Source organism: Acidovorax sp. 210-6 (assembly GCF_010020825.1).
In the GTDB taxonomy this organism is placed as follows: domain Bacteria; phylum Pseudomonadota; class Gammaproteobacteria; order Burkholderiales; family Burkholderiaceae_C; genus Simplicispira; species Simplicispira sedimenti.
In genome coordinates this window covers 2860080-2872286 of record NZ_JAACJE010000001.1, presented here as the reverse complement: position 1 = coordinate 2872286, position 12207 = coordinate 2860080, and the positions used below count along the sequence as shown (strand labels likewise).

At 68.4% G+C, this 12207-nt stretch carries 14 protein-coding genes; 5 read left to right on the top strand and 9 right to left on the bottom strand.

Annotated features, from left to right (window positions below; translation table 11 throughout):
* Positions 1 to 92 precede the first annotated feature (92 nt).
* The 3 genes from GWK50_RS13345 to GWK50_RS13335 form a co-directional block, all read right to left on the bottom strand.
* The gene (locus tag GWK50_RS13345) at positions 93 to 386 is read right to left on the bottom strand and encodes a hypothetical protein (RefSeq protein WP_108498260.1); all 294 of its coding nucleotides are present in this window, start codon (positions 384 to 386) and stop codon (positions 93 to 95) included.
* Positions 383 to 844, bottom strand: a complete 462-nt coding sequence (locus tag GWK50_RS13340; RefSeq protein ID WP_108498261.1) for a hypothetical protein — start codon at positions 842 to 844, stop codon at positions 383 to 385. Before GWK50_RS13340 ends, GWK50_RS13345 begins: the two co-directional genes overlap by 4 nt.
* Positions 845 to 983: 139 nt before the next feature.
* Positions 984 to 1604 carry a hypothetical protein gene (locus tag GWK50_RS13335; RefSeq protein ID WP_162016922.1) on the bottom strand — a complete coding sequence of 207 codons (621 nt, stop codon included), beginning with the start codon at positions 1602 to 1604 and terminating at the stop codon, positions 984 to 986.
* A 444-nt stretch (positions 1605 to 2048) separates the two neighbouring features.
* Between GWK50_RS13335 and GWK50_RS13330 the strand changes: the two genes are divergently transcribed.
* Positions 2049 to 2717, top strand: a complete 669-nt coding sequence (locus GWK50_RS13330; protein WP_108498263.1) for a hypothetical protein — start codon at positions 2049 to 2051, stop codon at positions 2715 to 2717.
* Complete coding sequence (locus tag GWK50_RS13325) at positions 2714 to 3361, top strand: RES family NAD+ phosphorylase (RefSeq protein WP_162016921.1); 648 nt, start codon at positions 2714 to 2716, stop codon at positions 3359 to 3361. Before GWK50_RS13330 ends, GWK50_RS13325 begins: the two co-directional genes overlap by 4 nt.
* A gap of 188 nt (positions 3362 to 3549) precedes the next feature.
* Here GWK50_RS13325 and GWK50_RS13320 read toward each other — a convergent pair whose 3' ends face one another.
* From GWK50_RS13320 to GWK50_RS13305, 4 genes are all read right to left on the bottom strand, one after another.
* On the bottom strand, positions 3550 to 3852 hold the full coding sequence (locus GWK50_RS13320; protein WP_108498270.1) for a hypothetical protein: 303 nt from the start codon (positions 3850 to 3852) through the stop codon (positions 3550 to 3552).
* Between the two features lie 190 nt (positions 3853 to 4042).
* On the bottom strand, positions 4043 to 4384 hold the full coding sequence (locus GWK50_RS13315; protein WP_108498265.1) for a hypothetical protein: 342 nt from the start codon (positions 4382 to 4384) through the stop codon (positions 4043 to 4045).
* Between the two features lie 93 nt (positions 4385 to 4477).
* Positions 4478 to 4939: a hypothetical protein gene (locus GWK50_RS13310; RefSeq protein ID WP_108498266.1), complete on the bottom strand. Its 462-nt coding sequence runs from the start codon at positions 4937 to 4939 to the stop codon at positions 4478 to 4480.
* Position 4940: 1 nt separating this feature from the next.
* A complete protein-coding gene (locus GWK50_RS13305; protein ID WP_108498267.1) occupies positions 4941 to 5222 on the bottom strand; it encodes a hypothetical protein in 282 nt (93 codons plus the stop codon).
* Between the two features lie 788 nt (positions 5223 to 6010).
* Between GWK50_RS13305 and GWK50_RS13300 the strand changes: the two genes are divergently transcribed.
* From GWK50_RS13300 to dinG, 3 genes are all read left to right on the top strand, one after another.
* Positions 6011 to 7321 (top strand): hypothetical protein, encoded by a 1311-nt coding sequence (locus tag GWK50_RS13300; protein WP_108498268.1) that lies wholly within the window; start codon positions 6011 to 6013, stop codon positions 7319 to 7321.
* 104 nt (positions 7322 to 7425) lie between these two features.
* Positions 7426 to 8217 carry a hypothetical protein gene (locus GWK50_RS13295; RefSeq protein ID WP_108498269.1) on the top strand — a complete coding sequence of 264 codons (792 nt, stop codon included), beginning with the start codon at positions 7426 to 7428 and terminating at the stop codon, positions 8215 to 8217.
* A gap of 193 nt (positions 8218 to 8410) precedes the next feature.
* Positions 8411 to 10531, top strand: coding sequence for an ATP-dependent DNA helicase DinG (gene dinG / locus GWK50_RS13290; RefSeq protein WP_162016920.1), 2121 nt, complete (start codon positions 8411 to 8413; stop codon positions 10529 to 10531).
* Between the two features lie 78 nt (positions 10532 to 10609).
* On the opposite strand, the gene GWK50_RS13285 is transcribed toward dinG, so the two are convergent.
* Positions 10610 to 11149, bottom strand: coding sequence for a hypothetical protein (locus tag GWK50_RS13285; protein WP_108497889.1), 540 nt, complete (start codon positions 11147 to 11149; stop codon positions 10610 to 10612).
* Positions 11146 to 11850, bottom strand: coding sequence for a hypothetical protein (locus tag GWK50_RS13280; protein ID WP_108497890.1), 705 nt, complete (start codon positions 11848 to 11850; stop codon positions 11146 to 11148). Before GWK50_RS13280 ends, GWK50_RS13285 begins: the two co-directional genes overlap by 4 nt.
* Positions 11851 to 12207: the final 357 nt, after the last annotated feature.

Genomic DNA, 12207 nt, shown 5'->3' with positions numbered 1-12207 from the left:
GCCGCTTGCGGCGGTACCGTGTGCTTTTCGCGCTGCCGCGAGCGGCCATGGCGCGAGCGGGCTGTTGTGCTACCAGCCGTGGAGCGCGGCTGCTATGAGCGCGGCGCTTGCGGTTTCGCGAGTTCTGCCAGCAAGGCGTCGTCGTTAGCACCGGAGCGTTTGCCGGTGCGCCTTGCCTTGGCGACGGTGTATCCCTTCGCGCGAAGCTGGCGGATGGTGTCCGCCGCGTGGACGGAGAGCACCTTGCCGGTGCCGTCCGTGTGCGTTGCCATCACACGCCAGGCGTCCTCGCCCGCCTTGGTGTTGGGCAGGAACTGTGTGAACCAGCCGTCGTCGCTCCAGCTCAGGTCTGGAACGGGCGGGTCGGATCGTGTACAGAAATTCATGGCCCGATCTCCGTGCGTCGCGGTGCGTCCGCGAAAGCAAGCATCCAGGCGTCGGTCTCATCGTCCACATGACAGGCGATGGCGGCACGGCGCTGGCGCTGGCTTACACACTCGGGAAAGTGCGCGATCAGCCCTTTGACGCAGCGCACGTCCCACTGGTTGATGCGGTGATGGCCCGTCTGGCGTATGCGCTGCAGCCACTGCGACCAGTCGGAGCGGTTCGCTTCGGCGTGCATGCGGGCGCGCTGCGCAAGGTCCGAGCCATCACGGGCGTTCCGGGCCATGGTTCGCAGTGACGCGCGCTCATCGTCGTCCAGCACGGCGCAGGGAATCAGCGCGAGGCATGCGGCTTCGGAATCGAAGCCGATGCCGTGCAGCAAAGGGTCGCAGCGGGCGATCCGGGTGTCCAGGGCGCGCTTGGCGCGCGCCTTGAGATTCTCGAAAGGTAGTAAGGACATGGGGTCTCCTGGCCGCCGCAGCGCGCAGGCGTGCAGTGGCGAAGCGCACTGTGTGGTGCGAAGGAGCCCGCCCCACGGGGCGAGCCCCGGGGGGTGTTGGAATCAACGGCGGGCACAAAGGCACCCGCGCGCCGCAGTTTCAGGCGGCCAGAGGCTCCGGCTGCGCCTGCACGGGGGTGATGAACAGGCACCGCAGTGCCGTCAGGCTTCCCTTGCAGAACTCTTTGCAGGCGTCGGCGACCAGCGGCTGCACTTCCGGCGTGAGCGGCTCGCAGGGCGAGATGCTGGCGACGAGCGTGTCGTCATCACCCAGGAAAGCCAGTTCGCCCGTGGTGGTGTTGTGGGTCACTTCCCATACCAGTTGGGGCCGCTCGGCTTGGTGCTGGCGCACCAATTGGGCGGCCGAGGCCAGTGTCTCGACGAGGACCGCGCGCTCCAGATCGCCCAGTTCGTGGCCGTAGAGATGGACCAGGTAGCGGTCCGGCTGCAGCGGTTCCAGCGAGTCGATCGGGAGCATGGGAAACCCTTGCCCGGTGGACGCGGCGGACGGCGCGATGGGGCAGGGCGCGACGGTATCGACCTGCTGGCAGCGTTCCAGGTGGGTCAGCTTGAGCAACAGCGCATCGGCGTGCGCGCGGTCCGCGAGCGTGAGCTGGGTCCGCATGGCAAGAATCTCCTGCGTCATCAGACGCAACTCCTGCACGATGGCGCGCTCGGCGCGGCGCTCGATGGCGCAGAGGGTTTCGGCGACAGTGGTCATGGATGGCCTTTCTGAATGGGTGGGCCGCGACCAGGCCCGCGAACGGACATGGCACGGCATGGCGCGGCGATGGGCCGCGGGATGGGTGAAAAAAACGGAGCGGCGCCGGATCGGCGCGGAAACTGGGGCCGGAGAACCCGGCGCGGTGCTTGGCAGCGGAGCTGCGTTGGGCGGGTAACGACCGCGACGCCCGAAGAACTCGGGTGGGCTGGACGGTCGGCAGGGACCGCAGCCAGGGAAGCCGTGTCAGTTTGCTTCCTGTCCGCGTCACCGGGAAGTGGCCCAGGGCGGTTTCAGCGGGAAGGGATGGCCAGGTTCGACGATTGATGGTGGCGAAGCGGGACCTGCCGATACATCACGCCCCGAGGATCTTTTGTAGGTGTTTTGACCAAAATGATCTGATGAACTAGAATTTCATCAACAAGGTCGATAGGAGTGCATGTCATGGGCAAAGCAGCCTCTCTCGCGCTGCAGGGCGACGTACTTACGGTGCGCCATGAGGGGCGCGGTCGCCCGTCGCACGCAGGCCAGGCCTTCGTGTTGGAAGTGGCGGACGAGGCGGCATCCAGGACGCTGCTGGCATCGTTGCCGCTGCTGGACCGGCTGCTCGCCGAGAAGGTGGCCGCGGTGCGCGAGCGCCGCATGGCGGAAATGGTCGACTTCATGGCTGCGCGCATGCTCGCGCCCAGCGCCACCGATCTGGAGATGGCGCAGCGGCTTGCCGCCCGCCATGCGCGCTTGCTCAACGAGTTCGGCTTCTTCACCGCCGAGCAACTGGCCGACGCCAACGGCTCGCAGGCGAGCAACCGTGCGGCGCTGGCCGACAACTGGCGCAAGCGCCGCCAGGTGTTCGCCGTGTCGCACCCGGACAAGGCGGCGCGTGAACGCGATGTCTACCCGGCCTTCCAGTTCGAGAACGGTAAACCGATCAAGGCGGTCCAGGACGTGCTGGAAGCCTTCGGTAGCCGCAAATCGTCCTGGAAGCTGGCGCTGTGGTTCGCCTCGAACAATGGCGGGCTGCCGGGCAGTGCGCGCCCGGTCGATCTGCTGGCCAGTGACCCGCAGGCCGTCGTCGAAACCGCGCAGCGCGATGCCCAGGGGAGCGCGGCTTGAGCTGTCGCGCGCCGGTCCCGCCGCTCGATCCCCTGTTCGATCGCTGGCCAGCCGGCCAGGTGATCCACGTCATCCACGACACCGCGTTCGCCCCCGAGAGCTTCAATCCGGGGGTGGACGCGGCCGGTCAACTGCGCAAGCCGACGCGCTTCGCGCCGATCCACGACGCGAGTGGCCAGGTCGTGCCGTACCTGTACGGCGGCGCGACGCTGGACTGCGCGATCTTCGAGACCGTGTTCCACGAAGTGCCGATCGACGCGCCCGACAAGTTCGTGGACCTCGACGAATTCGCGCACCGCGGCCATGGTGAACTCGTGCCCGCCCGCGACCTGAAGCTCGTGGACCTCACGAGCGAAGGGCTGCATCGCCTGAAGGTGCCCAAGCAGGAACTGATCGCAAGCCCGTCGCGCGACTACCGGGACACCGCCTTGTGGGCCCAGGCGCTGCACCGGCAGTTCGACGATATCGATGGCTTGCTGTGGATGTCGCGCCAGCGGGACCGCGATTCTGCGCTGGCGCTGTTTGGCGACCGGCTGGCCGGTGTGCTAGGCGGGCGCCGGATCGGCGGGCCGTTGGCACGGAACGCCCGTTTGCGCGATACGGTGCTGGCTGCGGCGCTGCGCGCTGGCATCGAGGCGGACTGAAGGGGCGCCGCGGAAGGGCGAAGAGACAGGGTGTGGGGGCCGCGCGAAACCCCGGCGGCGCGGGCGATGGGGGCCGGCTCCCCACCGCGCGGTGCGGTGGGGTTGGTCTATCGGGAAGGTTCAGGAAGCAGGCAATCCATGCACCTTGAACCAGTACCACGTCGGCAGATCGCCGATATGGCGGTCGATCAACCGGAAGTACACGGCCAGGTGTCGAAGCCTTCAACCGCTTCGGCGTCGGCATCGAACTTGATCCAGATGATGCCGACTGCCTGCGCCGCTGCGAAGATCGGGACCAGCTCGGGTTCGTCTGGAATGTTTTCGTCGGCGGAGCCGACGTAGACGAATCCGCCGTAGTCGTTGGGATAGGCGATCACCGACAGATCGCCGTCGGCCAGGCGCTGTCGTGTGGCTGGGCGCAGATGCGCGATCGAGATCGCGACCAGGGGCTCGGCATGGGTCAGCAGGTGCTGCGCAGACGTGTCGCTCATGGTGACTTCGCCTGTGAAGGGGTGGCGGCTGCGGATGGCCGGGGTCTCTGGCGGCGTGGCCGGCTGAAATCCCAACCGCAGTGGCGGCAGCGAAACCAGTTCAGCGAGCCCAGCGGTCCCAGCAGGGCACCTTCGCCCGAGCACATCGGGCAGGCAGGGGGGCGTGGCATGGACATGCGAAGTCCTCCGATCAGGCAGTGGTGGCCACCAGCTCGGCGTGCAAATCTTCCACGGTGCGGCGGCAATCCGCCGTGGCGACGCGGTCGAACCAGGCGTGGTGGGTGGGCACGTAGAACTCGGCGCCATCCTTGCGCGCGATGACGGCGAACAGGCGGCTGACCTGCACGCGGTAGGTGCCGTCGTCGAAGACGGTGCGCCGTTCGCCCTGTGGCAGACCGAGTGATCGGTTCATCGCGTCGGCGGTGGCGTGGTAGATGTCTTCCTTGCTGGCACCTGGATTGGCGGCGCGCAACGCCGTCTCCACCGAGTTCCAGCGGTTCATCGCGCCTTCGATGGCTTTGGGAATGGACATGATGTACTCCAGTAATGGCATGGCGGGCAGGCGACGCCTGTCCACCGGATCTATGGAAAGGGCGGCCCTTGGTGGCCGGTTCGTGTGCTCGGATCAAGGGGCCGTCGCGCCGCGGGCCGCTTCGACTTCCACGACGCGTGCGTCCGTTCCGAAATCCAGGCCGCTGATCAAGTAGTGCCGCCCGGTGGACGGATCACGCACCTCGATCGAGTGCTGGTCGTGGACGCGGGTGACCTCGCATTCGCCCAGCCGCTGTGTCGCCACGCGGTCGCCGGTGCTGAGTGCGCCTTCGCGCGCTAGCCGGACCAGGCGCAAGGTTCCGGGCGGAACGGGCTCGGGCCGCGGCGGTTCGGTGTACGAGCCGATGAAACGGCGCCGACAGATGTGCCTTGCCGAATCGCGGGTCTGCGCATCGACCACTTCTGCGTAGCACCGTGCGTAGCTGTCCAGCAGCTCGTCGAGCATGGCCTCGCTGCGCAGCGCGGCGTCCGCGTCGAGCCGTTCGATCGCGACCTTGGCCCATAGGGGCAGGTACTGGTATGGCGTCGGACCCATCTCAGCACTCCGGCGTGGTGGGGGAGGCTTCGACGGGGTCGGCACCGAGGCGGCCCAGCAACTGGTCGATCTGCGGAACGCCGAAGTCCCAGGGCTCGAAGGGCCGGCCATGGGGGCTCAGCCCTGCGGCTCGCACGATGCCCAGTGCCTCGACCTTGGCTTCACGCAGGCGGTAGAGCCCTTCGTAGACGAGTTGGGCTTCGCCGTCCCCGAGCAGCTCTTCGAGGTCTATGGCGGCGTGGTCCTGTGCCGGACCGACACTGTCGGAGCAGGTTGTGTGCATGGTGTTCTCCAGGGGTGGACGGGAACACCGCTCCAAGGGAGACGGTGCTCCCAGGTGGAAGTGGTTGGCGGGACGGATCCGCGCCGGGCAGGTAACGACTGCGACGCCCGGCATGGCCGGGGCTTCCTTGCAGGAAGCGGGTGAGCCTTGAGTGTGGGCCGGGATGCGGTAGCTGCCGCCGCAGTCGCGCGACCGCGAGCCGCGAACGCCTGGCTCGGCGGGCGAATGCGGGTGGCGACCATGCGCCGCAGGATGCGACGGGGTGTTGCAGCAGAAGGGGGACATGCAGCCTGCTGCAGGACGACCAGGGTTGCGCGAAGCTGCTGGATCTCGCCCTGCGCATTGGCGTCCACATCACGCCGGGCAAGGAACGGTTGAGGCAGACCTCGACCGCGCCGCATATTGAACGCTGCGGCAGTGGGTGATAGAGTGATCAGGCTTTCGGCGCTGCGCGCCGTCACAGGCAAGCTGCCAGCCTGCTCATCGAGCGAATCGTAGCCTTGTGAGACATGCGGACGGTGTCCGCTTTGCGATCGCGCCACCTGTCAACGGGTGGCCCGTTTTCCGCCGTGTGGCAGCCCCTGCCGGGTTGTCCGTTTTCTTGACCCCTGCGCGGATCCGCTCAGGGGCTTTCCATTTTCATTGTGCCCCGCGCCCGCGCTGCATGCGCAGTTTCGCGCGTCGGCAACCTTTCGATGTCCCGCGCCGCACCGGCAAAGGACACCTGTCAACCCTAGCGGGACGCTTCCCGCGCAGGGACGGCCCCGCGACTTGTTCAAGGAGCCATCATGAACAAACACCAAGTCAAGATTCTTTCCAACCTGCGGCCGGAGACGGTCGTTGCCGTGAAAGGGGTTCCTTTCGCCATCCGGGGGCTGGCGCTTCCCGGCGTCGAGGACGCACGTGAATCGCTCTCCGAGGTGGCCTTCGTCGGCGCGGTCGACGCGCAAGAGGCGATCGACGTCAAGGCAGTGCTGCGTATCCCGCCGGACACCGAGGAGCGCATGGTCATGATGGAGAGGTTCATCGTGGCCGGCGGCCTGTGCATCGATGACGACGCGGAGCGCTGCAACCCCCTGGCCGAGGGCCATGCCATGGGCTGTCTGTACCACCGAGGGCGGCGCGCGCGGCGCGACGAGGAGGGGTACTTCTTCCACGCCCTGGGGCGCGACGGCGACGGCAACAAGGATCTCGGCGACGAGGGTGTGTCCGGCCAGTTGGCCGACTGCGTTGTCGCTTCGCTCCGCAAGAACCGCTCGCTGATGGCGACGCTGGGCAACCTCCTGCGCAGCCGCGACAAGGCAGCCACGTGGAACGCGGTCCTGCAGACGGTCGAGGATGCCGTCCACCAGGAAGGCTGGGAGTTCGCGCTCGACTACATCGCCAAGCAGTTCCTCGACGTTCCCTGGTGGAACGACCTGGCACCGTGCTGGCACGACAAGCTCAAGGACCTGGCGAACCTGCTCTGCGAAAGCGAGGCGGAGGCGGCCTGGGAGCGTGCCCTCGCGGCAGGCAGCATCGGCTACCCGCTGGCGGTCCTGCTCGACATCTACGACCATGGCGGCGTCGTCTACAGCGTGACCGGCCATGGCATGCAGTGTCGCTGGGACACCACGCGCGGCGGTGCCATCTGGGTGCCCGATGAGGACGCCGAGGACAACATCCGGTCCAACGTGCTGCGCGAACTGGGCGTTGGCGAAGCGTGCTGGTCCGGCACGGCCGGCGGCCGGGGCGATCCGCCGGCCGTGCACTATTCCCTCGACGGGGGGACCACCTGGATCGGCGGCTATGCGACACGGACGCAGGCCATGGCGGCGCTGGTCGAAGCCTCGGGCCTGGACGTCCCGCCGTCCAAAGTGGCGGCCAAGCTCGCCGAGGAAGCCGAGCGGTACTGTCGCGGCGTGCTCGATGAATACAACGCCTGGGTCAACGGCGAGGTCTACGGCATCGTCGTCTACGTGGTGGACCGCGTCACTGGACGGCGCGTCGAGGACCGCGACGAGGAGGTTTGGGGCTATGTCGGCAGCGAGTACGCCGAGCAGACCCTGGAATACACCCTCTTGAACACCGTGATGCATCTGGGTGCCGCGGTGCACTAGTCCCGGCGCCTGCCACCGGCGTGCTACCGGCATCACATCCATTACCCCCAGGGGCGCTGGCCCCTGGGGGTAGCGCCCCTTCATTTTCATGAAGGAGAAACCACATGAACACCGATCCGAGAACGCTCATCGACGACCTGCTGGCGTACGCGCTCAGGTTCGCCGAGAGCAACGATGAGCCTGCCACCGGAGACTGCTGGGCCGTGATCGAGCGAGCGCGCCACTACCTGCGCGAGTCGGCCAACCAGGACCAGTCCCGCGAAACTGCGCCGTCCGTACCGGCGTCGGGTGCGGTACCAGGCATCCCTTCCCTGGAAGCCCTGTGCGCAGGGGGCCTGACCATCGGAGAGTGCATCCGGGCTTTCGCGGTGCCCGGAGACGATCCCTACGTCTCGGCGGCCCGCGCGACTATCGATGCGGACGACGACACGGAGATCGACGACCACACCACCACTTCGGTCGGCGACGGCGGCGCCTGGGTGCTGGCCTGGCTGTGGATCAGCGATGCGCAGGCTGGCGTGCTCTCGCACAGCGCAATGTTGGAGGAGGTGCTGCTCCATGCGCGCAAGGCACTCGCCTGCGCACACGGCCTGGACGTCGAGACGGCGAGACTGCGGGAGAACCAGGCCGACTGGCTGGAGGACCTGCTGTCGAACTATGCCGATGAAGTGGATGACATCGCGTCGGCCCGGCCCGAGTCCGAGCCCGGTGCCATCCTGTGGGTCGATGGAGAAGGCCGCGATGTGCTCTTCGCGCCGTCGGATGCGTTGCTGCACTTGCTCGCGCTGGCCCGACAGGCTGGCCTGAGAGACCGGGCGGCAGAGCCCTGCGAGCGGTTCTGCGCGCAGCATGGCAGCACCCTGGACGCCGTGCTGGTCGTGGTCCAGATCGGCTGAGGCCGACAAACGAAATAGATAGGAGCGCAATAAAACGCCCGGACCGCCTTGGATGGCGGGCCGGGCGTTGCTGTTTCTGGGGTACGAAGGCAGCCCCGCGGGCATGGGGCTTCGGGCGGCGCGCGTGCAGGGTCTCGGCGTCCCGGCGAGTGCTGGCTCTTGAAGACGCCGCATGTCGCGAGAAGCTGTCCGCATGCTCACCGATGCAGAAAAATCCCAGATGCAGACCTGCCTGCGCGCGCTGCGCGAGGCCATGCCGGACTACACGAGCCGCCGGGGGCAGCTCGTGATGATGGCCGAGGTGGCGCAGGCCCTGGGCAGCCTTGGCGACGCGGAAGAAGGCTTGCGGCCACCAGCCCAGCGTATCGCTGCGATCGAGGCCGGCACCGGTACGGGAAAGACCCTGGGCTACCTGCTGCCGGCCATCGTGCTCGCGCGTTCGCGCGGACGCACCGTGGTCGTGTCGTCCTCGACTGTAGCGCTGCAGGAGCAGCTCATGGCGAAGGATCTGCCCGCCCTGCAGAGGCACCTGCCGGTCGCGTTCAGTTGCGCACTGGCGAAGGGTCGGCGGCGCTACGTGTGCCCGGCCAAGCTGCTGCGGCCGCAGGCCCAGCAGCCCGTCGCCGACCTCGGAGGCTCGCCGGTCCCGCATGCGTTGGCGCAGCCTGTGCGCCTGGAAGGGCGGCTGGCCCATGCCTTCGCGGGCGAGAGCTGGTCCGGCGACCGCGACGAATGGCCGGAGCCGATCCCGGACGGTCTTTGGAACCGCATCAGCACCGACCGCCAGGGCTGCCTCGGGCCGCGCTGCGCGGACTACGCGCGCTGCCCCTACCAGGCCGCCCGGCAGCGGCTCAAGGAAGTGGACGTCATCGTGGCCAACCATGACCTCGTGCTGGCCGCGCTGGAGATGGAGCCCGGGGCGCTGCTGCCGGACCCGTCAGAAACCCTCTTCGTGTTCGACGAGGCCCACGGCCTGCCAGCAAAGGCGGCCGCTCGCAGCGCGTCGCGGCACGCGGTGCTCGGCGCCGCGCGCTGGGCTGAGGAGGCCGCCGCCGTGGCGGCCGAGGCGGGCAGCGCCCTGCGGCTGGACCGCGGGTTGGTGGAAGCCGTCGAGAATGAGGGGCAGCGCCTCGGCACGGATGTGGCGGCGCTGCACGCGGCATTGTCCCGGCATTGCGCGTTCGGCGACGACGGCGAGGTTCACCGTTTCCCGCATGGCGCGCTGCCGCCGGGCATCGCCGAGGCGGGGAGCCGCATCCGCGCGGCCGCCGCGGCACTCCGAGAGGCCCTGGGTTCCGTACGGAATGCAGCGTTGGAACGCGCTCGCCAGGATGCGGTGGCCGCGCAGCCCCACGTCGCGGCGCTCGGTGCCTGCCTCGGCAGCGCGGAGCACCTGGCCGCTACCTGGGACGGAATGCTGTGCCCGGTGCCCGATGGCGGGAAGCCCATGGCGCGCTGGGTCGAGCGCGGCGGCAGGACAGGCGGCACGGCCGAGTACCACGTGTGTGCGGCACCGATCAGCGGCGGGGAGCGCCTGCGCGCGCTGCTCTGGGAGCGCGCCGGCGCGGCGGTGCTGACCTCGGCGACGCTGCAGGCCTGCGGATCGTTCGACCTCTTCTTGGAGGAGTCCGGCCTGGATGTCTACGGCAGCGTGCGTGCGCTCAACCTGCCATCGCCCTTCGATCACCAGGCCCAGGCCGAACTGCACCTGCCCCGCATGCGCTCGCACCCGCGCGATGCCGAGGCCCACACGCAGGAGGTCGCGGCGCGGCTGCCTCCGCTGCTGGCGGCCCAGGCGGGCGCTTTGGTGCTGTTCGCGTCGGCCCGCCAGATGCACCAGGTCGAGCAGGCCCTGCCGTCCGCGCTGCGCGGGGAGGTGCTGATGCAGGGGACGGTGTCCAAGCGCGAGCTGCTGGAACGGCACAGGGTGCGCATCGACCAGGGCCAGCGCTCCGTCCTGTTCGGATTGGCCAGCTTGTCCGAGGGCGTGGACCTGCCCGGTGCCTACTGCACGCATCTGATCATGGCCAAGCTGCCGTTCGCCGTGCCCGACGACCCGGTGGAGCAGGCCCGGCGCGAATGGATCGAGGCCCAAGGCAGGTCGGCCTTCATGGAGCGCAGCGTTCCGGAGGTTGGTATCCGGCTGGCGCAGGCCGTGGGCCGGCTGCTGCGCACGTGCGAGGACCGCGGCCGCATCACGGTGCTGGATACGCGGCTCGGAAGCACCCCGTGGGGGCGGCGTCTGATCGCGGGGTTGCCGCCGTTTCGTGTTGTGCGAGGTGCGGAGCCGGGGCAGGAACGGCGCGTGGCGTGAAACGCGCGCAGGCGTGAGCTGGAAAACGAAAGCCCTGCCGCATGGCGGCAGGGCTTTTCTCCAGGAGATGCCGGACGTTCACGAGGTCGGCAGTCCGCACACCTCGATCCAGCACCGCGCAGGCAGTCCGCTGGCGTAGCGATCGATCAGCGCGAAGTACGCGCCATGGTGCTCGGGCCGTGGCTCGACGAGAGCCTGCTGCTGCCCGTCGCGGGTTTCCAGCCGCGGTTCCAGGCCGAGCTGGCGCAGCGCCTCGATGGCGGGGTGGTCCGCCGCAGCGCGCAGCCGCGCATGCCAGGATCCCTGCGGGGGCGTGGCGGCGGCCGCGTCCAGCAGATAGCGGATCTGGCGGATGTAGGTCTCCGGCATCCAGCGGCGTCCATGGGGCCTCAAGCTGCCGTTCTCGCAGGCACCGGCAGCCTGAACGGCCTGCCGCAGGATCTGCGAGCGGTCACCTACCATGCAGGCGTTCCAACTGCATGCACGTCTGCCGTGGGTTCCGCAGCGCACGGTGTTGTCGCCGCCTTCGATGGCGATGATGTAGCGGTCCTGGGCCAGCCCGAGCGGAGCGCCTGGCACGTGGAACGCGGCCCACTGGTATTCGACGCGGTGGCTCATGGCGTGGCCTCCTCGAACAGGTTGGCCTGCCAGTCGAAGACAGGCAGGCGGTACGGGGGCTGGGCCACGCGCCCGAGCGTCACGCGCATCCCGGCCTGCGTGTCCCCGGTCTGGGCCAGCAGCGATTCAACGTAGAACGTATGGCGCGCGGCCTCGGGCTCGCGCAGGTCGAGCGAGAGCCCGAAGCGTGTCTCGCCGGTTTCAGCCGTGATGTGGATCAGCCGCGTTCCATAGAAGGCCTCCAGATGCTCGAAGGTCTCGAATGGAGCATTCGGCCAGGGGCAGCGCATGCCGCGCACCCTGTCGAGGGTTGCGCACAGCGTGACGCGAAGGCACAGGCCATGCCGCTCGGCCAGCTGCGCTGGCGTCAGGGGGCTCTTGAGGGCCTCGCGCCACAGCCGGAGGTAGTCTTCGGGGCTGACCTCCCCGTACCAGAGCTTCAGATTGCCATCGACCGTGCGCGTGGCCCGGTCCTGGCAGAGGAAGCCGATCAGTCTCCGGCTGGTGAAGCAGGGCAGCGCATCGTGCGGATCCCGCAGGATCCGGGGCCGTCCCACCCCGTCGTCGTTCGTATCTTCCCAGGTGATCGGCACGAAAAGCGCCTCGCCGGAGGAGGTCGCATCCGGTGGCAGGGCGACTGCCACGCGGGTGCGCTCAATCTCAGGCGGCCGGTGGGCCGCCTGGAGCGTTTCTGCTTGCATGTGAATTCTCCTGTCAAAGGGAGGGCGGGGGTTGGGCCTGAAGACCCAGGCGACTCGCCCACTGCTTGGCCACCGCAAGGGTGGCGGGAAATGAAGAAGCCGCCGACGTGCAGCCATGGTGGGCTGGCCGGCGGCGAAGGAGAGGCTGGGATCGCTCGGAATCCCGTTGTCGGCCGGGTTGCCGCTCAGATGGCGGCGACCACCAATGCTGCGCATGGCTTTGCCACCGCACGCGGGCGATGGCGGCGAATCCCGTAGAGGCAGGTAACGACTGCTACGCCCAGCCGGAGCTGGGAAGTCTTCCGCAAGGGAAGCGAGGGAGTCCCTAGTGGGGTCTCCTCGTTTTCAGTGCAATAA